This is a genomic window from Gimesia sp. (genome assembly GCF_040219335.1).
Classification (GTDB): Bacteria; Planctomycetota; Planctomycetia; order Planctomycetales; family Planctomycetaceae; genus Gimesia.
Window position 1 is genome coordinate 73,622 of sequence record NZ_JAVJSQ010000004.1, and the last position, 22,751, is coordinate 96,372.

Sequence of the window (22,751 nt, forward strand, 5' to 3'; positions counted from 1 at the left end):
ATTTTCAGTCGGATTATCCGGTCGCAAGGGCCGCTTCAAACCTGTTCCAGCAGTTCCTGCAGTTGATTCAGTGCCCTCAACCAGAGCATCTGTACGGCACCGGGGCTCCTCTGCATCCGCTCGGCAACCTCTTTGAACGACAGTCGCTGCAGATTGCGAAGCATGATCACTTCCTGGTAGTCAGGGGGGAGCCGACTGACCGCGTCAGCAACCTGAATCTCCTGCTCCCGGTTCAACAGAATCCGGCTCGGCGTCTCCGCCTGGTCTGGCAACTCCCACTTCATCTGACCAGAGGCTTCTGGTTGCTGACCAGCGCGATCAATGGAAAACTCACGTTTCACATCACGCTTGGCGGCCCCCTGGTAACGCCGGGCGAAGTCCAGCGTGTTATGATTTAAAATACCCCGCAGCCAGCCCAGCCATTCCGCCTCGGTCTCTCCCTCGAAACGGGAAAGCCCCTGGTGTGCTTCGAGCAGCGTCTGCTGCACCAGGTCAGAGGCATCGAACTTGGTACGCATCCAGCCTTCAATCTGAGCGCGGGCAACCAGCGAGATATAAGCGCGGCATTTTTCCAGCAGTTCATTTTCGGCACTGCGATCGCCGGCACGCGTACGCTGAATCAGCTCTTCAAATTGTGACTGAGGCATGACGGACCACCGGAATCAGAATGCATTCTCACAGCTGTGAACTCCCGATCCATCAGGGTAATCTGTCGCAGTCAGTGATTCAACGCTTTTTGTACTTGCTGCTGGCCTCTTTGAGCAGTTCCCGCTCCTGATCCGTCAGACTGGCTTCACCTTCGCGGCTGATTTTTTCCAGAATGGCGTCCACCCGCTCATCCAGGCTTGCTTTGCTCAAACGGGTATCGGGCTCGGAATAGACTTTGAGTTTACTTTTCCGAACCGACCGGTTGGACTGGAAGCGATCCCACTTTCGCAGCAGGCCACTCGACAGATTCCAGCCGTAATATTTGTAGGCCACTCCAAAGGCAGCGCCTCCCAGGTGAGCAAAGTGAGCAACGCCATCGCTGCGGGGATTCACAAAGCCAAACAGATCGACGACCGCATACAGCACCGCCAGCCAGCGAAGCTCGATCGGCAGGATGAAAAACAGCAGCACGGTCATCTTGGGGTAGTACATGGCCGTCAGAAAGACCACCGCCATCACGCCCCCCGAAGCACCAATCACAGGATTGGGACTGATGGCGACATGACACAATCCGCTGATCACGATGCTGACCAGGTAGAAGACCAGAAACTCACGCGAGCCGACCACCGGTTCCACCATGCGTCCAAACATCCAGAGGATGAACATGTTGAAGAAGATATGGCCCAGGGTCTGCGTGGAATGGCAGAAGCCGTAAGTCAACAGCCGCCAGATCTGGAAACCTGGGAACAGGCTGCCTCGGTCCAGTGCCAGGAAGTTGATCACGGGAGAAGAACCCCGACCTTCCGAAGTCGCCACTTCCAGCAGGAAGACAACCACATTCGCAATAATCAGATACTTGATCGCCCAGCCACCGGATGACATGTTGAAAGAGCGGTAATTTCCCTCACTCTCGTGTCGCAGGTAATCCCGACTCTCGATCCCCATCGCCTAACGTATCCTTAGTCTGTCAGTTCCTGGCCAGAGACATTGTGTGCAACGCTCTGTCATCCGTGTCCGTGTCGTCCGTGTCTTTTAAGCTATTGAGAAGAGACTTCAGAAAGCTTATCGCCGGTTGGCTGTTTCTGTTCGCCGTACCCTTCGTTGTGCTGGGGCAACTGTCGGGCCAGCTTGCTGACGTCTTCAATCAGTTTCTGCTGTTCCTGGTAGACTTTCAGCAAATCACGCCGTAACTGATCGGTTTCCTGAAATTCCTCGTTCCGCTCCTGCTCTTCTTCTTCCAGACCAGCAACCAGCCCTTTCCGTAATTCAACGGGCAGGTTCTCTCCCTGGGGAGCATTGTCGGAACCGATCAACTCACTGACGCGTGCATCCAGACGCTTCTGGGCAGAAGCCAGCAGGCGGTTGAGGTCTTCGATTCGATCCTGTTTTCTTTCGAGCTGCTGTTTGCGTTCAACCAGTTGATCCCGCAGAGTTCGCAGGGTGGTGATGTAGTTGGGGGGCACCAGTGCTCGCAGCCGCCAGGTACCGTTTTGCCATTTGGCCGCTTCACCACCTTCGGGTGGTGTCACTTTCTGCAGGAGTGCACGATTCGCTTCCAGGGCGCTCACACGAAACGCACCCACATAAGCCACTCCCCCCGGTTGACCGGGAGCTGCCTGAAACGCGAAGACGACCGGCTTAGCCTCTTCGGCATTCTGAGTCGAGCCGAGTCCGTTATTACTGCCGATCGCAACCTGAATCTCACCGGTCTGCTGATTGGATACGGTCACTGCAGCATCCCAGTAACGATCCCAGCCCAGCATGACCCGGGTCAGTCGGTTGCGGAGATCTGCGCTCTCTTCGGATTTCGCTTTGATTTCTGCTTCGTTTTTGGCAATCTGAGTGCTGTTCTTCTCCACGGCCTGCAACCAGCTGCTGCGGACGGCAAGAACCTTGGCCGTCAGTGGTACTGCGACAATCGCTGCCAACACGACAAGCCAGGCGAAGACTACTCCGGATTTATGCATCGTTTTAAACCTTGATCGAATTCTACGAAACCGGCGGTTTCGTGTGGTGCGTTCGAATTCCTGTAATGAATGTCTGTCTTCTATCTTGGGTTTCAGACGAAAACTGATGAGCCCTTGTCTGTTACATCGTCTATCCGGACCATCGGAACCGAAGATAAATCGTTCGGTATCAATTATTCACGCGTATCCCGGACAGATCAATTGTGGGGATCAGGAAAGCTGCGAAAAACCGGACGGGACTTTTATTTAATGATAAGTCCCATAACAAATCAGGGTCAAGCAGAAACCGTAATTATACACTTTTCACTGGGTGATAACCGCTAAAACCCCTATAAGTGAACTCCCGGAAAGAGCAGCGTGGACGCCACCTCGCATTCTCCGGTTCAGATGGAACGGCGTTTCCAGAGCCGCTTCTGATTGATTTCCCGAACTTTCTTGCTGCAGATTCCGTGCATTTTCCCGCTCAATGGCTTATAAAACATCCTATTCTATCATCAGAGGTGTATTGAAGTCCTGAATTGTACTGACCTTGCAGCGGTCTCTTTGTAATAACCACCGCTGTCTCTGGGAATGGGGACAGATCAGTCGTTCAGCAGGTTTTCAGTCGCTGCGAACCTTTTCAGACTTGAACCGTCTTTTTATTTATCAGGGAAGCCGACCATGTCCACTGTCACAGTAAAACGATCCGATCTGAAAAGCGGGGAAGTATTATGCAGTTACTGCACGGCACGTTGCTGTCGCTATTTTGCACTACCCATCGAAACGCCGACCACCTGGGAAGACTACGATCACATGCGGTGGTACATCATGCACGGGCACAGTGCCATTTTCGTCGATGAGGATGTCTGGTTCCTGATGGTCTACGGAGACTGCAAATACATTCTCCCGGATTACCGTTGCGGGAACTATGAAGACCGTCCCCAGATCTGTCGGACTTACACCACCGACGACTGCGAATACGACAACGACGGCACCTACGACCGCCTGTTTGAGACTCCGGAACAGATCTGGGAATACGCCCACGCCGTTCTGCCTCCGAAGAAAAAGAAACGCAAAGGGAAGTCCAAAATTAAAACTGAGAACCTTCCCGTCGTGCATGTGTAGCACACAATCCGTCTCAAAACGAAACCAATACTGAAACTCTCCAGTCAACAGCGATCCGCCAGGATCACAGCCGGTACGATACTGTGAATAAAACATTAATTACCCCACGTACGCTCAAAGGGTTCCGCGACTATCTTCCCTCAGCCATGATTCCCCGCGAACAGCTGATCGAAACAGCCAAGTCCGTCTATCGCAGCTACGGATTCAGCCCGATTGACACGCCAGCTCTGGAATACACCGAAATCCTGACCGGCAAAGGGGGAGAAGAATCGGACAAGCAGATGTTCCGTTTCGAGCAGGGGGGCCGCGATGTTGCCATGCGGTTCGACCTGACAGTTCCTTTCGCCCGTTTCTCCGCGCAGAACATCAACGAGCTCGGCACCCCGTTCAAACGCTACCACGTCGGCACCGTCTGGCGGGGAGAGAATCCGCAGAAGGGACGTTACCGCGAATTCGTCCAGTGCGATTTCGATACCATCGGTACCAAATCCAATGCCGCAGACATCGAAACGCTGTTTATCATTCACGATCTGATGCTGAAGATCGGCTTCACCGATTTCAAAATCTGCATCAATAACCGCATGATTCTCAATGGGCTGCTCCAGTTGCACAACCTGGAATCGCAGTCGGCAGCCGTCTTGCGGGCCCTCGATAAACTGGCCAAAACCAGCCCGGAAGCCGTCATTCAGGAAATGCAGGAGCAGGGGGGGCTGACTCAACAGCAGGCCGAACAGATCCTGGCTCTGATGACCGCTCAGGGAACGACGGCAGAAATTCTGGACTCACTGGAAGCACAGCTCAAAGGCAACGAACGTGGTACGCAGGGGGTACTCAATCTCCGCGAACTGTTTACCGCAGTAGAGCGGGCGGGGATTCCTGCCGAACGGGTGGTACTGGATACGTCCATTGCCCGTGGCCTCGATTACTACACCGGCACGATTTACGAAACGTTCCTTGATCAGATGCCCGGGATCGGCAGTGTCTGTTCGGGGGGACGCTACGATAACCTCGCTGAGCTGTTTACCACTCAGGAACTGCCCGGCGTCGGTGCCAGCCTCGGACTGGACCGTCTGCTCGCCGCGATGCAGGAACTGAACCTGCTAAGCGAGGTTTCTACCCCCGCACCGATTCTGGTGACACAAATGGACGCCGTTTTCACCCCTGAATACCTGCGTCTGGGACGTGATCTGCGTCAGGCGGGCTTGAACGTGGAAGTCTATCCGGATACCAAGGCGATCAAGAAACAGTTCAAATATGCCAACCGTCACGGCTTCAAAATCGTAATCGTGGCCGGCTCCGACGAATTCGAAAACCAGCTCTGGCAGGTCAAGGACATGCAGGCCGGAACGCAAACCGCCGTCAAGGAAGAAGAACTGCTGGACGTGATTCAGAAGATCCTCGCCTGAACCCACTCATTCTGAAAACAGACTGATCTATAGATATTTACAGTACCACCAGTCATTGGTACCATTTGATCAGTAATCAGATCGTTTTCAGATGAGGATCAGCATGGTCATTCGCAGAAATCACTACGAATCCGCCTTTGAGGATTACCTCCGCTCCCAGAAAATTCCGTACGTCGCCGTGGATGAAAAACGCCGGGCACTGGCCCAGGAGGCGTCAATCAAATCACTGGACTTTATCGTCTATTCATCGCAGGGGCCAAACCTGCTGATTGATGTCAAGGGACGCACCGAGATCTTTGACGCCCCCACGCGTAGTCGTCGCTGGGAAAGTTGGGCCACCCGAGAGGATATCAGGGGGCTCTTCCAGTGGCAGGAACTGTTCGGAGAAGGCTTTATCTCCAGTCTGGTCTTTGCATACCAACTGCCCCCCGACTCCATTTCCAACAACCTGGAGAAGGTATATGAATTTAAAGAGAATCTGTACGCATTCTACCTGGTTCCGGTCGACGCCTATCAGGACAAAATGAAACCTCGTTCCGACAGTTGGCAGACCGTTTATCTGCATCAGCAGGATTTCCAGCAGCTCCGACAACCTGTAGAAACGCTCATCCAGGGCTCAGAACCCGCAGAATTAACCGGGGAAAATAGAGAGGAATGCGGTTTTCCAGATGCAGATTCGACTTCAGGCTGATACAATCAGGCGACTGACAGACACTTTTACCAGACTCTCAGAATGACGTTATGAACATACGCACGCGATTCACATCCCGCATCTTTTCCGCTCTGACCGCCTTTGCCGGCACGACGCTGATTTCAGTGACGACCGTCCTGGCTCAAGAGGATGAACGCAAGGGGGGAGCGATCGTCCAGTCCCAGACCTCGATCGTGGAATACCTGATCGTAGCGGCCCTGATTGGCGCCGCTCTGTTCGCCGTCTGTCGCACCAGCCATCGCGTCTGATCACTCTTCGATTTCATTCACACTCAGCCCTCACGTTTTCATGCGACCACTGTCTACAGTATCTGAGCCTGAGCCCCGCAGGGTCGTCATCACGGGCATCGGACTGATCACCCCGTACGCCGTTGGCCGGGAAGCTTCCTGGCAGGGAATCTGTTCCGGCGTTTCCGCGATCCAGCCGTTGGATGCATTATCCCAACAGCTGAATCGTCCTTTGGCAGGCGGAGTCATTCCCGATTCCAGCCTCTCCAGTGCCTCGTTAAGCAGCTCGACTCCCCTGCAGACTGAGCCCTCCCTAACCCTCGCACTGCAGGCAGGCGCCGAAGCATTTGAGGATGCCGGCCTGGACTTGAACCACTTCAACCGGGAGACCACCGGCTGTGTCATCGGATCGAGTAAAGGGGGCATGGCCAGTTTCGCACAACAGGCCGCGCTCTCACACCAGGCTACATCTGTCGCAGAGCAGATTCCACCGGATCTCTGGCTGCAGTGTTTCGCAGGCGCAGCGAGCCACTCATTCGCCGCCCACTTTAACCTCCAGGCCGCAGCCCTGACCCCGGTCTCAGCCTGTGCCACCGGATTCTCAAGCATCATGCGCGGCGCCGAACTGATTCAGGATGGAGTCTGTGATACAGTTCTTGCGGGCAGCACTGATGCCTCACTCCTGCCCTCCGTTCTGGCCTCGTTTCATCGCATGGGTGTGCTGGCATCGCAGTTCGATAACCCCTCACAAGCTTGCCGTCCCTATGATGTCAGACGTAACGGATTTGTCGTCGGAGAAGGGGCCGGCATCCTGGTACTCGAGTCACTCGAGCAGGCACAGAAACGTAATGTGACTCCCTATGCAGAATGGTTGACCGGAGGCCTCGGTGCGGATTCCACACATTTGATGCAGTTCGATCCCCGGGCAGAGAGCCTGTCGCACCTGATTAACATTACACTGGGTCGGGCCGGAGTGTCTCACAAGGAAGTCGACTATGTCAATCTCCACGGCACCGGAACCCAAATCAACGATGTCTATGAAACGCATGCTTTACAGAAAGCATTCGGTTCCCGCGCCGCTGCGCTTGCCTGTTCCAGCCTGAAAGGGGGCATGGGCCATCTCCTCGGAGCAGCAGGGAGCGTGGAACTGGCGCTGACGCTGCTCGCCATGCGGGACGGAATCGTTCCCCCCACACTGAACCTGGAAACTCCCGATCCGGAGTGCCCACTCAATTACACGCCCCAGGTTGCAGTATCACGGGAAATCAGAACGGCTCTCAAACTCTCTTTTGGATTTGGAGGTCACCTGTCTGCCGGCCTGGTCCGCAAATGGGACAGCGACCGATAATCTGTCGTAGCTGCGGAGTTACTGTTTGAAACGAGCCGACTTCAAAAACGCTTCGAACTCAGGCTCTGCTTTCAGCAGCTGTTCCCGAGGTCCAGTCAGCTTGAGGTAAAAATCGCGAGGACTGCGAGGGATCACCACGCCAATCATCCGCATGCCCGCTTCCGCCGTCCCGTTCAGGGCCGGTCCGGTATCAAAGGTACCACGAAGATCGAGCCAGATCGCTTCCACGTCATCGACGCGGACAGTCTTCTGAATCGGCTCTTCACCCGGAGGTAACTGAAACTGCCCTCGCCAGCGCTGCAGGTTGGCATCAATGCCACCACCGACCGAAGAGAGTGTGAGTTTCACATCTGGTCCTGCATCCGGAATCTGAAAGCTGGCTGAGATCATCCCCTGTTGCGCAGGAGACAACGGGATCTGCTGCCAGCCGGCAGGTACATCGAACTGAATTCCGTCAAAGACTTTTTCGCCGGACTCAGAGTGTGAAGCTTCAGTCGCAGCACTTTGAGCAGAACTCAGGGGAGCCGCTTCGGGAACCGGCAGATCGGCAGGAGTATCTGATTCACCAGAACCACAGCCGGACAGGACAGGGAACAGGCAAATCAGGAATACAATGTGCTTCCAGAGATTCTGAGATAGTACAGCTGACATGAAAGACTCCCGCATGAAGACAGAATAAGGTAATACACTTATCCTAATCATTCAGCGAAAGTCAGTCCATCAACCGACCGTCAGTTCCAGTTGCTCAGCAGATTCCAGGTTGTATTTCTGCGAGAGCTGAGTGATTTCATCACGGATCTCAAAGTAAGCGTCGATCACAGCAGCGTCCCATTGAATCCCTTTCCCTTCACGGAAAATGCCTTCGAGTCGCTCCAGGGGCATACCGTTGCGGTAGGGACGGTCACTGCCCATCGCATCATACGCATCCGCGACAGCAATAATCCGCGCCATCAGTGGAATATCGTCTCCGGTCAAACCGTCCGGATAACCCCGGCCGTCGATCTGCTCATGGTGATTACGGATCCCCGGCAGAATGTTCTTGAGTTTTTTGATACCAGAGAGAATCTTGTATCCGATCATCGGATGTTTCTGAATCTGCAGGAATTCTTCATCAGTCAAACGGCCTTCCTTGCGGAGGATGCGGTCATCCACGCCAATTTTTCCGATGTCGTGCAACAGACCAGAGAGATAGATGTCGTGGATGAATTCTCCTGTATAACCCAGTTGTTTCGCCAGTTGCTGTGCGATCAGGGCCACGCGTTCGCTATGACCGCGTGTGTAAGGATCTTTCGCATCCAGTGTGGAGATGAACGATTTAACAAAGCTGAGCATCAGCTCTTCCTGTTGCGCATACAGGTCGATGTTACGCAGGTGCGTTCCCAGGAAAGAAGCCACCGAATTCAATAGACTGGCCTGAATAGTGCCATACTCTTCGCTCTTAAGGAGATTACAGCTCAGAATCCATCCGTAGGAATGAGACCCATCGGTAATCGGCACCAGCACCAGGTTATGCAGATCCGGAAATTCCAGTGAGAGCAGGGAACTGTCCACGTGATTGATGACCAGTGGCTGATTGAAGTCAAATCCATCAAACTGTGCCACCAGCCGAGCCAGTTTGAGTTCATCAAATTCAGTCTGGCTCTCAGACATGAATCGGGACGTGTGTCCCTGTCCTTCGAACCAGATAATATTTGTTTCCGCTTCGATCAGATTTCCGATCCGCTCCAGACAGAGCTCTCCCAGCTTCTCGGGACTTTCAGAAATCTTCAAATGCTGCGCCACTTCGTGCAGCAGACTGATTTCTTCAAACGTCTCATCCAGACATTCGGACAGATTATCAACTTCCTCGTTCAATTCATCCAGCTGCTGTTCTTCATCCAGATGCATGATGGCCAGACTCAGCAGGGCATGCAGCGATTTCACATCCAGAACTCGCTGTCCTTCGAGCCAGGTATCCAGTTCCTCGGAAGACCAGCTCCTCTCCACAGCTGATAGTACCATTTCCGTCAGTTTGCGTTTCTCTTTCTGAAACACAAAACCGGCAGCAACATATTTATGTTCGCTATCCTCGAAGAGGGGAAACAGATAATGGGTCAACCCGTTTGTATTCTCAACCAGGGTCAGCCCCTGAATCTCATCGAGCTGGTTTAAGACGTCGATCGGAAAAAAGGGCAGGGAGCGCATGTGAGTCCGCCCGACCAGCCTTTGAACCCTGGCATCGAAACAGAACATTGACAGGCCCGTCAATTCTGAAATGCGCTGCATGCGATCGTTGGACAATTCCACCTTGGTATCCTGATGGATTTCCAGATCCCATGCGCCACCACACTTGCTGAAGTTAGACAGTTTCTTGAATGAATCAATTGTTCCCGAGACCATAAGTCTTTTCCTGCTTTCTAGAGGAGTTATTCCCTATAGAAAGTTAGTTCGCAGACGAATGGTCGCAAATCAGATTTGAAATCAGGACCTGCAATTGTGTCAGTTTTCAGGAAACTGCAGTTTTAGACTTTATAACTGCGGTTTTCACCGCAAATATCAGCAAACTCAGGTTCTAGTGAACAAATCCGGGGTTTTCTGAAGTTATCTAAGTCAACAACCAGATATCAAAATGGATATAAAGAGTAACGGGTCCTTTACTCTGGTTGTATCACCCTGTTTCTATGACAGTTAGGAACTTTCCACTATGAATCCCGGTATTTCTGCCAAGGAGAGGAGCATCCCAATCCTGTTCACTACCAGACAAAGCCCAAGTAAGCAAAACTACATCTGTTAAGGACGATGCTGCGGATTCTGCCAGATGTGTGCATTTTCAGACCAGGCCGACAAAATGATTCACCAGTTAAGTAAATTTCGGCGATTCTCGGTGGAAAGAGAACATACAACTCCGTTTTAGAGCAAATCCACCCCATTCTAGGGGTCGGAATTACTCTTGCGATAGCGGGCGCTGACCTGATTTAACTGCTGACGCTCTTTGGGGGTTAAGGAATCCAGACCGAATTCATGAACCTTATTCAGCAGGAGATCCAGCTGCTTTTCTGCATCCCGTTCTTTTTCGCGTTCCCGCATCCGTTTCTGCAGTTTTCGTTTCTCACGCCACTTCTGGAAGAAACCAACCTTCTGTTCTGAAGGTTCCGGACTCGAACGTTCCAGACTTGTATAGCCTTGTGAGAAATCGTAGCCGAAAATGGAATCGTCGAAGGCTTCCTCTCGATGACCGGCAGCAAATTCCAGCAGGTTCAGCATTAACAGCAACGCTCCGAAAAAGACCACCCAGACGGTATGGGTGCAGAGGCCAATCACCATTCCCAGCCCCCCGACCAGAAAACTGACGTTCAGCATCACCATATGCAGCACAGTTTCATCAAAGCGGCGGGAGAGGATGATCTGCAGCACTTTACCACCATCCAGGGGAAGTACCGGAATCAGGTTCACCAGCAGCAGGAGCCAGTTGATGCTGAACACCATCAACAGCATCGCCTGACCCAGATTATTGCTCAGATCTACCGTGGGAAGCTTGATCGGGTTCAGTGATTCTGACATCTGGCCGGACCAGATCACAGCCGGCAGTGTAATCGCACATAACAGCAGATTCACCAGTGGTCCCCCCAGCACGGTGACGATGCGTGAGGCATCGGTACGCGCAGGGCTGCAAGGTACCAGGCCTCCCAGAGGCCAGAGCATGATCTGATCAGCTTCCCCTCCCATCATCCGACAGGCGACCACGTGCCCCATTTCATGCAGGAATACGCTGATAAACAGGACACCGAATAAAGCAAATCCCAGTCCCAGAGAGTAATGTGACCAGAAGACGAGCAGGACGACCGGCAGAAAAATGCTGACACGCACCTGAGTCAAAAACCAGGATCCAATGGGAAATGACCAGTGCAAAGGATTCGATCGACTCATCTTACCATGACCTGTTGCAGAGAATCACAAACGTCCTTCAGCTAATGCTGAGCTCAGAATGACCGGGTACGTAGAACGTTGGAGCAGGGAAACTTCTGTTTCCACTCCACATGTTATATACATCAGGAAATCTCCTGACAATTCCACTCCCTTTTTCTGTAACGAAATCATACTCAATTCACAGGTTCAAAGCATCCCCAAAAGTTTTTTCTCACCGATTCGGTTCGCAATCTGAGTTTGAATTTCCCACTCGGCATCGCCTGCCTGATGAATACAGTCTGTGGAAATTGCCAGAACTCCGGTGACCTCACCATCCTCGATGACGGGTATCGCATAGGATTGCTGTGCACAAAACTTCACCAGCCACTCAGAAGACCCTGGCAATCCTGACTCCGTACTGCTCAGAGTTCCAATCGCAGGTTGACGTTCCAGCACCGCCTTCACGATGCCTAACCCTTTATTTTCCAGTGAAACTTCTTTCGTCAGAGCGGCAAAATCCTGTTGCACCTGCAGATCCATTTCCGGTACTGCACGAAAGCCTACCTGCAGCAGATTCCCGTCGGCACACCGCCAGAGACCAGCGGCCCGCCCCTTCAGCTGGGCCAGTAGCAGATCCAGCACACCGGAAACAGAATTCTGTTCACGTAATTCCTGTTCCAGCTGAGTGACAACCTGCTTGACCTGTAAATCCATGAGTCTCTGTCCCGTTCCTGAAGTGGTAGTGGTGTGTTATGCCCGATTTGCTGTGGATCGCATCGCTGCTTTTGCGTTAACAGTCTCTGTCAGAAGATTTTTTTCATTTCTGGAGATCCGACATTCATCGGCGTTCATTGAATATTCCTTGAAGAGGAGGTTATTCAATGTATACAATGATACTTAGCTTTCTGTTTTCTAAACAGTTAACTATGATTCCTTTCTGATCACAATCCAACTGTTGCGTTTTGATTTTTCCTTTCTGAAGACTTTCGGATTACGTAACAGGTGAGACATGGACATTGATTAACCACCAGAATATATCGGACGATTGAAATATGGATTTGCCAACCTGCCCGTCTTGTGGGGCATCAGTACTTGATGAAGACGCCACCGAGTGCCCGTCCTGCGGCGCCCCCATGAAGTCCTCGGGTAAAACCAGCAGCCCCTCTCCTGTAGACAAACCTGCACCTGCGAAATCCACTGCAACAGAGCAGCCCGTCAAACGCCGCGGTCGTGAAACGGTCTCTGATGATGACCCGTTTGAACTGGAACGAAAAAAACAGGAAGCAGTGAAGGTGATCCCTCTGGCACGTAAACCCGCCAAGGGAAAAATGTTCCGTGTCGTCTGCCCCATGTGCGACACCCAGGGGTTCGCCTCTGAGAAAGTCGTCGGACGTGAGGTAAAATGTCGAAATCCGGAATGTCTCGCACCGGTCTTCACCGTCCCTGATCCTGAAGCGCAGGAACGCAAATCCACCGAGGAAGAAAAGCCCAAGGAAAAGAAGCCCTCGAAGCTGCCGCTGATCGCAGCCATCGTAGTTTCTGCAGGAGCCATCGGTGGTGCCTACTGGTATTTCACTCAGGTTCCAGATGCTTCCGAACTGGCCCAGCCGTTTAAAAACCCGGCTATTTCCCAGGCTGCGAAGAATAAATTCTCGAACAACACGAATGACAAACCGAATCCCCTGGCGCAAAACCCGCTGAATCCCCCCGAACAGACAACACAGAATCAGCAGACGTCTGTTGATCCAGCTAAAGTAAAAGAGAATGCACTGGAAGAAATAGTAAACCTCTCTCGCGACCGCGGTAATCGCAGCAAACCATTCAGCCGGCGACTGGCTGCCGAAGCTTACGCAGTCACCAGGAACATTCCTGCCGCCCGTGAGCAGATCGAGAGGATTGACGCCGTCAGTCCTCCCTTGCCATTTTATAAAATCTTCCCCCTCATCGAAATTGGCTGGATTCAGCTCAAGGAGAAAGATCAGGCGGGTCTCAAAGAGACGCTCGACCAGACAATTGAACTCTCCCAGAAGATCCCCGACTACGGCGGAAGGGATACATTAGACCTGATTTCCCGCCTGGCTGCCTTCTGGATTGCCGCCGGAAAAGAAGACCTGGCAACCGATCTCATCCGCAAATACCAGTCGGAAAATAATCTGGCACAGCTCTCTGCTTACCTGCAGATCGCCCAGGAAGCCAATCATCATGATTTTGAATCCCTGATCAACCTGCACCACATGTGGGCTTCTCCCCAGTGGGTTGCAACCACCATGATTCTGGTCACCCACGGTTATCCGGAAGCCGCCCTGAACTGGGCTGCCATGGCCTCCGACCCTGCCGACCGGACCGAAGCTGTTACTCAATGGTCACTCTCCCGGCTCGAGCAGGCCGTCAAACAAAAACAGAAACCAGAATTAAGCCTGGTCCAGCCAGCGGAGCAGAAACTTTCTCCCACAGGCAACGCCATGATGCTGGCCCGCTGCGCGCGGGAACTGGTCGGCCTGAATCAGAAAGAGGCCTCACAGGCCTTTGTTGACCGGGCCATCAGCCTGATCAAGGATCAACCCGTTCCGACTCCCATCACCCTGGGAGATCTCAAAGCGGTCAACTCCATGCGACTGCCCCAGGCTGCTCCTCTGGAACAGTTAGCCCAGACCTATTTGCAGATCGCTTGCGCCGAGTCAGAACTCGGGAACAAACCTGAGGCACTGCAATACCTCAAAAATGCAGTCCAGAGCATTCAGGCAACTGCCCCCAGCCTCGTAGCAGTGAAAGAGAAATCGAACGCGACGACAAATTTCAATTTCCGGGACGAGATCAAAGACACCTTTAACCTGGACACCGCCGATCGCATCAACCGGGCCATTACCGAATACAATAAACAACTCCGCAGCCTGAAAGCCGCCGGTGAACAACGGTCCGAAAAACTTATCGCACTCCTGGCCCAGGCCTCCCGCTCAGGCCTGGCTCCGGAAGTCTGGAATCTGGTGCAGGCTGCTTCACAAAATTCAAATCTTAACCTCAAAGATGCCCTGCAGGAAACGACGCTGCCAGCAGTGATTCTGGAATCTGTCGGCTCCCAGAACGAAGATCTGAAATCACAGATCAGTAAAGCCCTGACCAGCAGTGCCCCCAAACTTTCCAAAGAGGATGAGCTGATCCGTCAGACCGCTTCCCTGATTAAGAACGGAAAACCAGAACAGGCGGCTCACCTGATCAACCAGTCTGACCTGAAGAAACCCTGGAAGGGTCAACTCTCCCTCAAACTGTTATCCCAACTCCTGAATCAGTCTCAATTCAGTCAGGCTGTTCAATTTGTCACTGCGACTAAAGACCCGGTACTCCGTGAGGACATGCTGAATACAATCGGGGCAGTCGCTGTTGAACAGAAACAGATTCCAGCTGTCAGCAAAATTCTTCAGGGCAGTAATTACACGCCCACCGAACGAATCTCAGGCTACCTGGGACTGGTCACAGGAATTGAGGCTGCTCGTAGTTCACAACGCGAAACGCCTCCCGCTAAAGAGCCAGAGAAAAAGCTGTAATCACAGCTGAGGACTCCCCCTGATCAAACAGAGGGGAAAATCCAGCGATCTCGCGGACTGCCCGACTCCCAGCAGAGAAGGGCACTTCCGCTACTGGTATGGTCACTCCCGTAAAGACTGAATCAAAGTCGCCTGAAAATTCAAAGGCTGGGGAATCTTAGCGATTCTGCGATGGCGTCGGCTTCAGTTCGGAAATTTTTGGGTTTGTTTCTGAACATCCTTCATATTTTCACAGAGCACCGCCGAATTTCTATTCTGGACCCTCTAGTCCATCCGGACCCTGACAATACACACGTACACATTGTATTTCTTATCCCAGATTCGCCTGGTCTACCCGACAGAGAAATCTTCGATTTCGGACTTTAGCTATTTCTTCAACCAGAGTTCCCTATTCATTACTATTGGTATAAACTAACATTTGCTACCAACCTGTGTTGAATCGGGATGACAGCTGCTGTCGGTCCCTGCAGAAGATGCAGGCAAATCAGATATCGATCCCCAAGATCCTCAGAAATACATCATGGAGGAAATGTATGAGCCGCATTGCTCATTTCGCGTTAATTCTATTCGTTGCGTTCTCACTCCCGCGGGTCGCAACAGCTCAAGAAAATAAAGCTGCCCCCAATATCTCTCTGGTCCAGATTAATGCCGATGGCATGATTGCCGACCTCAAGTATCTGGTATTAGATCTGGCAGGTGACAAAAAAGGCTGGACCAACCTCGAACAGTTGATCCCGACCTTCCTGGAGGGTATTGATAAACAACGTCCCCTCCGCATCGACATCCTGCTTGGTGAAAATCAGCAGCAACGCTATCGACTGATCCTCCCCATCAGTGATCTGGGGGAATTCCGCGACAACCTGGAAGTCTTTGAAATCTCTTCCAAGAAACAGCGTAAAGGCCCATACAAACTGGGTAACCTGTTTGAAGGTTTCATGCAGTATCTGCAGGACAAGAAATATGTGATCATCTCTGAAAAACTGGACGAGGTCGAGAACATCGAAGACCCACTCAAGCGGGTCCAGGAACTGATCAAAGCCGAATACGATTTCAGCGCACTGATCACGAATGAAAAAGAAGGCGTGGATCTGCGAAAGAAATCCATGACCAAAACCCGCGAACAGCTGCAGGCTGCCATCAAGAAAAAGCGGGATGAAACCGATAATGCTTTCGAACTCCGCAAACTCGCTTTCACTCACCAGATGGATGAAGCCGAAAGACTCTTTGCTGAAGCCCAGAAGATGGTCATCGGCTGGACCACCGACGCCGCTCAGAATGAAGGACGCCTTGTTTTCACCCTGAAAGCAATCGAGGGAACTTCGCTGGATGAGAGCATCAAACAGTTTGCCACCAAACCCAGCTACTTCGCCAACGTCGAAGTCAAGCAGGACGGAATCTTAAACGGCCGCATCAATCATCCCCTGGATGAAATGCGCAAAGCCAACATCACCGCGTTCTACAATCTGCTGCTCCCCAGCATTAAAGAGCGGATTGATAGCAACAAAGATTTGACCGACAAACAGAAAGAAGCCGGCAAAAAGATCGCTGAACTGATCATTCAGATGCTGGATGCAGGCAAAGAAACCTCACTCATTGATGGCTTCATCAATACGAACTCTGCTGACGGTGGCAAATACGCACTGCTCGGAGGTATCCGTTCTACCGATGGTGCAAAGCTGAAGGAAATTGTTGAACTCCTGCCCCAGCTGATGAAAGGGCAGACCGTTGAAGTGGATGTGGTTAACGAAGAGAACCTGAAGATCCACAAAATCACGATCCGGGAAGAATTCCAGGCCGGGTTCTATGAACTCTTTGGTGATGGAGAAGCACTCTATGTCGGCAGCACTCCCGAGGCACTCTGGATGGCAGCTGGCCCCGATGCGATTCAGAGCATCAAAGATGCTGCTAAGAAGGTCAAAGAGCCGGCTCCGGAAGAAGTCAGTCCCAATGTGATTGAACTGAACGTAAAAACGCTGCCCTGGTTGAAACTGATCAACAAAGTCCGGGACAAAAAAGGCAATGTGGAAATCCGCGAAATGCTGCTCGGCTCACTCACCGACAAAGACGATACCTTCACTTTTGTCATGAAACGCGAAGGCGATGTCATCGATGGCAAAGCCAAACTCGACAAAGGTATTCTCAAATTCATCGGAAACGTGATTGCCAAGTTCTCGAAAGAAACCCTGTAATTCACAATCGATGACCAATAACACAAAACCCCGCGGAGCCCATTGCCAGCTCCGCGGGGTTTTTCTTTAGTTGTTCAGATCCCTCATGAGGATGCCCGGATATTCGGGAGGGCCAGGGTTGGTCAGCTGCAGATTGAAATTCAATCGGGAACAGATCAGCCTTGATTACTCCCATTCATCCATAATCTCTTCCAGCATCTCTTCCTCTGACTTGTCGAGTGAAAGATCACTCAGCTGATCTTCGATGGAAGCACGAACAGTACTCTTTTCGGCAGGGTGAGGTTGCGGAGAACTGCTCATGGCAGCAGTGACCGAGTTCTGACGGCGTGCTGAATTCGGAGTATTGGCCACATTTCCGGATCCCGGCTGAGCGAATTTCCTGACCTTGTCCAGCAGTTCTGTTTTAGAGAAGCTGGTTTTAATGATGTAGTCGTTCGCCCCCCCCTGAATTGCAGCGACAACCGTCCCCTTGCTGGCATCTGAGGTCAGCATGATGATTTTTGTCTTGCAAAGGGTCGGGTGTGACCGGAATGCTTTCAGTGTCTGCAAACCATCCCAGACCGGCATCTGCACATCGACAATGGCAATGTCCGGAGGATACTCGAGTGCTTTATAAAAACCTTCCGAGCCATCACTGGCCACGGATACAAAATACTCTCTCCGTAAAAATGAAACCATCAGATTACGGAAGAGCGGGTCGTCATCTATGACTAAAATGCGTGCGTTTGACTTTTCTGATGCTTGTAGCATGAGAGGAACCTACTACTGATAATTGAAATCAATTTTTAAGACTTGCTTGAAGGAACAATTGAATCAAAAACTTCATTTAAAACCAGCAGCATCTCCTGAGAACGAAGATTGATTTCAATTTCCCGGGATCTCTGACAGTGGGTTTCGGTTTCCTGTGTTAACTCTTCCGGTTCGATCAATAATTCTGCGTTACTCATGCTTTCAGTCTCTCCAGGCTGCTGAATACAGATTGTACAAGGCCCATCACATCCGCATCTCCGTGATGCCCGTCGTTAAAAAATAGGTCAACTTTAGCCAGATGGCCAGAAATTCTGAGAAAAATGAACACTGAACCGCGCGCGAACTTAACCTGTTCCGTCCAGACTGCATAATCGGAACCGGGCCAGCGAGGCCTCAAAATCATTACCAGAAATGAAGAGTTACTTGGAATCGAAGCGAATCGTACCATCCCAGTCGGCAGGCGCTACCCGATTTGAACGGGCAATCTGTAATGACAGGAAATCCTGGGCCCGGTCGGAGGCGGGTATCGCGTGGAGCAGACGAAATGACTCTTCCCAGTCGCCTGTAATAAAGCAGTCTACAGCCCGTTCGTAGCAGGCAACTTCCTCTTCTGTCAGGGTTTCCGCCTGCGATTCGGGAGGCAGCAGTTCGCTGACCAATACCGATTTCTCCATGCCGTAGGGCAGGATCTGAGCAAGTTTGCGGACGCGACCTTCCCGTCGATCCAGTTTACTCCGCACGATCTGCGCTGTCGCTTCATCCAGCACAACCGGAACGCGGAGGTGCTTGGTCAAACCTTCCAGGCGGCTGGCCAGATTGACCACCGGACCAAACACGGTCACCTTTACCTGGTCGCTGGTGCCGATTTTACCGGCAACTGCCCGACCATGGGCAATTCCAATCCCCATTCGAAAATCAGACAGAGGATGTTCGGGTTGCTGACGGATCTGTTCAAACGCCTGACGAATCGCCAGGGCTGCCCGACAGGCATCCAGGGGCGCCAGATCAGAAGAGAAGGGCCATCCCCAGAACCCCAGGGCAGCGTCTCCCTGAAAATCTCCTGTCACCCCGCCGAAGTCCAGAATATGCGCTGTCATAATCCCCAGCGCCTGACTGACACGCCCCAAGAGACCAATCAGGTCACCTGAGGAATCTTCCGCGTGCTGGCTGAATCCACGTAAGTCACAGAACAGCACCGTCACGTCACATTCGCGGGGCTCCAGAATCTCTGTATCCAGGTTATCTCCCAAAGCAGATAGGATCGGAGGGGCAAAGAACTGTCGCAGACCGGCTTGTTGACGTTCCAGCTGATTCAGGCGACGGACGGACTTCACGATCGCCGCAACCAGCTCGGTGAATTTTACGTCCGCCTGGAGATCGAGACCACTCCTGCCGCCACCTGCCTGATAAGGATGATCCAGTTCCCCCGCAACATACAGTCCCCATTTTCCCGCAGGGCTATCTTCAATCGGGGTACAGAATGCCCAGTCGAACTCAGCAACTGCTGTATAATCGTCCTGCTCCGGTTTTTCTTCGCGCGCCGCCCAGACGTGAAGCACCGAGCGCCCGCTCTTTTTAACTGCTTCTTTTACCAGACGTCCACTCGGATGAAAGCCCCCCTGGGCCTGGCGACGACGCTCCCAGAAGGGAACCTCAACCCGGTCATCCTCATTGAGCCGCACGACAGCCACAGCGTCAGCATGCTTGACCCCCGACAGCAGCATCGTTACCAGACGATGAAACAGGTCTGCATCATTCCGAGCATCTAAAATCAGTTCCGGCAGATGAGCCAGTACGTCGATCCGCTGATCGGCATCTCGGTACTTTACTTTTAGCAGCTCATGTGGCTTGAAGGTCACCTCTTCCAGCGGGGATTCCCGAGGTGAAGTAAAACTGGACACAGAGTCAACCAGTTGGAATGTAGTAGAGCCGATTACAAAAGAGTTACCCGGTTCGAGCTGAAATTCGGTCTGCCCGGAACCCGAAAGGAAGATTTCGTTTTCTGCTTCCTCAATCTTACTGACGTGCACCTGTTTGGACTGCACCTGCAAGCGGGCATGCCGTCGCGAAATACGGTCATCCCAGGGAACCGAAATGTCGGCAGTGGAAGCACGCCCTAATACCAGTTCCTGTCCCGGCTCCAGTCCGATGCGACTGGAATCCCGGGAATGCGCCCCATAAATCAAAAGTTCCAACAAAAATCTGCTCCCTGCTTGTGAGGATATCCCTGAGAGTCGATGAGGGTTCTCCTCAAGTCGTCAATTCGAAACCGTTGTCTCCGTATCCGATTTCTTTTCCGACTGGTGACGGGACCAGTCCCAGCCGCGCCGTTCGGTCAAAACCCGCATTACGAAATACCATACTGTAAAGATCAGCAGGCAACTCGTGACGAGCACAATCAAACCGTACTCAATCAACCAGCGTTTCATTTCCACGACCGGCCGCAACGCCAGCCCCCGTCGCTCCTGAACGACGGCCGTCCATCCCGTATTTCCCACCGGTGCGAAAGCAGCCAGCCAGAGATTATCTTGGGGATCATCGGAAAAGATCGCCTCCACCGGATCATGATAATCGCTGATGACTGCAGGCAACGGGCCACGATTTTCCTTCTTCTCGGTCAGTTTAAATAATTTCAGCTGATCAAAGTGCTCACCTTTGAGTACCAGCTGGTCAACCTCCTCCCGGCTCAGGGGGCGCAGGTTTTCTGCGGTCATACGAGGATGCGCCAGTACCTTTCCATCCCGATTGTCAATCAGAGCAATTTTCCGATCGCCGATTTTCTCAGAATCGCCGCGAATGCTTTCATCGTAACCTGTGAGCAACTGATCCAGGTGGGTAGTGCGTCCCAGAATCCCCAGTACTTTGTCATGTTGCAAATTCCAGATCGGAACCACTACCGCTACCATCCATTGATTGGAGGCATCACTTTTAAAGACCTGACAGATATAAGGACGTTGAATCGGTTCTACGGAATCAGGTGCATGCCCTTTCTCATATTCAGTACCTTGACCATGAAAGTAGTCCCGGTGAGAAAAGTCCTGCCCGATGGTCGGACGGGGAGGGTCTCGCCAGACCTGGATCCCTTTCGCATCCGTTAAAAACCAGCTGGCGTCTTTTTCCCGCTGCAGTGATTCCCGCTTCTCATCAACCAGATCTTTCTCATGTTGCAGGTATTCTGCAATTTCGCCGTAGCTCTCCAGGCTCTCTGATTCGTCATCCTGGGGATCCTGTACTCTTTCCATCATATCACGCAGCAGAGTTCGCTCAGATAACTCAACCAGCTGTACCTGACGATCCTGGAGATCGTGTTCCACGTTTTGTGACAGCAGGTTGGCCGAGATCAGATCTCCCTTCAACGCACGCGCTGTCAGGTTTTCACGAAACTGAGAGACCATCTGATTCACCGCAGCCCCCGCCACAGGTATCACTCCCAGCACCAGCAATAAAGGTCCGATGATTCCCAGTGCAATTAAAGGACGACGGGCGCGATACTGCTCGCGCTGGACAAGACTGCTCAATACGGCCTGAGCATTAGGAAATCGATTGCGGGGATCTGTCTCCAGGCAACGATCGACAATATCAATCAGGCGACGATCGATGCCCTTCACTTTGCGATGTTCTGCAGGGCGGGGGGCTTTGCGAATCAATTCCCGGTAAGCTTCGAGCTTTTCTTCCAGTGTTTCCAGCTGGCGAATGGCCTGCTCATTCTCAGGCGTCCGGTAAGGCGCCTTGCCGGACAGCATGTGATAGAGCAATGCCCCCAAGGCATAGACGTCCCAGCGGGCATCGGGAACCGCCTGCAGATCAGCCTGTTCGGGAGCCATGTAATAAAGCGTTCCCAGAGAAGGGCTCTGTTCGTCAGAAAGACGGGACTGCCCGAAATCACAGATTCGGGGCTCATAATTGTCATCCAGCAGAACATTCGCCGGCTTCAGATCGCAGTGCAGAATCCCTCTCCCATGCGCATGCACCAGTGCCTGTAATACAGTTTTGGCGATGCGAACGGCCTCAGGAACCGGTAACGGTCCCGCATCCAGAAATGCTGCCAGTGATCCGTTTTCCAGGAACTCCATCATGTAGTAGGGAGGGTCACTGTTCCAGCCCACTCCCTGTAGGCTGATAATATTCCGCGAGGTGTAAAGCTCTGCCAGTTTTTCGACTTCCCGGTTCAGCAGCGACCAGTCCAGGCCCCGGCGATACGTATAGAACTTGATCGCCACAAACTTCCCGGTATTTTCTTCCTGGGCCAGCCAGACCGATCCATAGGATCCTTCCCCCAGAGAACGAACCATCAGATAACCGGGGACCTTCGCAGGCAGTGACAGTCGATCTTTACTCAGATGGGCAGCCTGCTCACGCTCAGCGGGGCTCTGCCTCAGTGTTTTTTCCAGTGAATCATCCAGGTTCCCTGAAGGGGCCTGCGCATTATGACTCTCCAGACTGGAATCGCTGGAGCTGCCTGCCTGATCTTTTGATTCTGGATCATTCATACAAAAGTTTTCGAAAAAATGGGGGGCTTCCGGACAGCAATCCGAGTCAGAAAACGGGGCAAAAAACAGCCGTTCTGCGCTTATCTATTCTATGCAATGTCCATGTTCTCCTCAATGATGAATTTGAGAACGTAACTTATTGAAAATCAAGGTTTTTCACCCTGGTCAGACCTTAAAATTCAGGGGCATTGTCAGTTGTGATATCAGGCGATTCCAGCTACAATTTGTAAGAGGTTGAGCAGCTTGAATTCTGCGAGTTTCGGTTCGTTTTTCAACCTCTGTTTTGATCTAAAAAACAGTTTTCGCCAGGCAGTTTTTTTTCAGTCGACAGTAAGGATACTCGCGTTCATCTCAATTTGCCCGAATTGTTACCCTGATGTCAGGATGAACGGTGTCTGTTTCCCCGGAATCAGGACTGTCTGTGCCCTGAAAATTCAGCGAGAAACAGTTTCGAGACTATCTACAAAGCAAGACAACATCTGA

General features: G+C 52.2%; 18 protein-coding genes. 7 read left to right on the forward strand and 11 right to left on the reverse strand.

Annotated features, from left to right (window positions below):
• Positions 1 to 35: 35 nt before the first annotated feature.
• From RID21_RS01440 to RID21_RS01450, 3 genes are all read right to left on the reverse strand, one after another.
• A complete protein-coding gene (locus RID21_RS01440) occupies positions 36 to 647 on the reverse strand; it encodes a sigma-70 family RNA polymerase sigma factor (protein ID WP_350186848.1) in 612 nt (203 codons plus the stop codon).
• Positions 648 to 726: 79 nt separating this feature from the next.
• Positions 727 to 1,593, reverse strand: coding sequence for a rhomboid family intramembrane serine protease (locus tag RID21_RS01445; protein WP_145040256.1), 867 nt, complete (start codon positions 1,591 to 1,593; stop codon positions 727 to 729).
• A gap of 92 nt (positions 1,594 to 1,685) precedes the next feature.
• Positions 1,686 to 2,615: a hypothetical protein gene (locus tag RID21_RS01450; protein ID WP_350186849.1), complete on the reverse strand. Its 930-nt coding sequence runs from the start codon at positions 2,613 to 2,615 to the stop codon at positions 1,686 to 1,688.
• Positions 2,616 to 3,275: 660 nt separating this feature from the next.
• Between RID21_RS01450 and RID21_RS01455 the strand changes: the two genes are divergently transcribed.
• The 5 genes from RID21_RS01455 (at position 3,276) to RID21_RS01475 (ending at position 7,412) form a co-directional block, all read left to right on the forward strand.
• Positions 3,276 to 3,719, forward strand: a complete 444-nt coding sequence (locus tag RID21_RS01455; protein ID WP_145040252.1) for a YkgJ family cysteine cluster protein — start codon at positions 3,276 to 3,278, stop codon at positions 3,717 to 3,719.
• Positions 3,720 to 3,802: 83 nt separating this feature from the next.
• Positions 3,803 to 5,125: a histidine--tRNA ligase gene (hisS, locus tag RID21_RS01460; RefSeq protein ID WP_350186850.1), complete on the forward strand. Its 1,323-nt coding sequence runs from the start codon at positions 3,803 to 3,805 to the stop codon at positions 5,123 to 5,125.
• A gap of 103 nt (positions 5,126 to 5,228) precedes the next feature.
• The gene (locus RID21_RS01465) at positions 5,229 to 5,816 is read left to right on the forward strand and encodes an HYExAFE family protein (protein ID WP_145184053.1); all 588 of its coding nucleotides are present in this window, start codon (positions 5,229 to 5,231) and stop codon (positions 5,814 to 5,816) included.
• Positions 5,817 to 5,866: 50 nt separating this feature from the next.
• Positions 5,867 to 6,085, forward strand: a complete 219-nt coding sequence (locus RID21_RS01470) for a hypothetical protein (RefSeq protein ID WP_350186851.1) — start codon at positions 5,867 to 5,869, stop codon at positions 6,083 to 6,085.
• A 40-nt stretch (positions 6,086 to 6,125) separates the two neighbouring features.
• Positions 6,126 to 7,412, forward strand: coding sequence for a beta-ketoacyl-[acyl-carrier-protein] synthase family protein (locus RID21_RS01475; protein WP_350186852.1), 1,287 nt, complete (start codon positions 6,126 to 6,128; stop codon positions 7,410 to 7,412).
• Between the two features lie 18 nt (positions 7,413 to 7,430).
• On the opposite strand, the gene RID21_RS01480 is transcribed toward RID21_RS01475, so the two are convergent.
• From RID21_RS01480 to RID21_RS01495, 4 genes are all read right to left on the reverse strand, one after another.
• Positions 7,431 to 8,063, reverse strand: a complete 633-nt coding sequence (locus RID21_RS01480) for a hypothetical protein (protein WP_350186853.1) — start codon at positions 8,061 to 8,063, stop codon at positions 7,431 to 7,433.
• A 69-nt stretch (positions 8,064 to 8,132) separates the two neighbouring features.
• Positions 8,133 to 9,791, reverse strand: a complete 1,659-nt coding sequence (locus RID21_RS01485; protein WP_350186854.1) for an HD-GYP domain-containing protein — start codon at positions 9,789 to 9,791, stop codon at positions 8,133 to 8,135.
• A 531-nt stretch (positions 9,792 to 10,322) separates the two neighbouring features.
• On the reverse strand, positions 10,323 to 11,318 hold the full coding sequence (locus RID21_RS01490) for a M50 family metallopeptidase (RefSeq protein WP_145040238.1): 996 nt from the start codon (positions 11,316 to 11,318) through the stop codon (positions 10,323 to 10,325).
• 186 nt (positions 11,319 to 11,504) lie between these two features.
• A complete protein-coding gene (locus tag RID21_RS01495; RefSeq protein ID WP_350186855.1) occupies positions 11,505 to 12,011 on the reverse strand; it encodes a hypothetical protein in 507 nt (168 codons plus the stop codon).
• Between the two features lie 338 nt (positions 12,012 to 12,349).
• Between RID21_RS01495 and RID21_RS01500 the strand changes: the two genes are divergently transcribed.
• Positions 12,350 to 14,839: a zinc ribbon domain-containing protein gene (locus RID21_RS01500; RefSeq protein ID WP_350186856.1), complete on the forward strand. Its 2,490-nt coding sequence runs from the start codon at positions 12,350 to 12,352 to the stop codon at positions 14,837 to 14,839.
• A gap of 533 nt (positions 14,840 to 15,372) precedes the next feature.
• On the forward strand, positions 15,373 to 17,028 hold the full coding sequence (locus RID21_RS01505; RefSeq protein ID WP_350186857.1) for a hypothetical protein: 1,656 nt from the start codon (positions 15,373 to 15,375) through the stop codon (positions 17,026 to 17,028).
• 165 nt (positions 17,029 to 17,193) lie between these two features.
• Here RID21_RS01505 and RID21_RS01510 read toward each other — a convergent pair whose 3' ends face one another.
• From RID21_RS01510 to RID21_RS01525, 4 genes are all read right to left on the reverse strand, one after another.
• Complete coding sequence (locus RID21_RS01510; protein WP_350186858.1) at positions 17,194 to 17,778, reverse strand: response regulator; 585 nt, start codon at positions 17,776 to 17,778, stop codon at positions 17,194 to 17,196.
• 35 nt (positions 17,779 to 17,813) lie between these two features.
• Positions 17,814 to 17,975: a hypothetical protein gene (locus RID21_RS01515; protein ID WP_350186859.1), complete on the reverse strand. Its 162-nt coding sequence runs from the start codon at positions 17,973 to 17,975 to the stop codon at positions 17,814 to 17,816.
• A 222-nt stretch (positions 17,976 to 18,197) separates the two neighbouring features.
• Positions 18,198 to 19,973: an adenylate/guanylate cyclase domain-containing protein gene (locus tag RID21_RS01520; protein ID WP_350186860.1), complete on the reverse strand. Its 1,776-nt coding sequence runs from the start codon at positions 19,971 to 19,973 to the stop codon at positions 18,198 to 18,200.
• Between the two features lie 63 nt (positions 19,974 to 20,036).
• Positions 20,037 to 22,268, reverse strand: coding sequence for a serine/threonine protein kinase (locus RID21_RS01525; protein ID WP_350186861.1), 2,232 nt, complete (start codon positions 22,266 to 22,268; stop codon positions 20,037 to 20,039).
• Between the last annotated feature and the right edge of the window lie 483 nt (positions 22,269 to 22,751).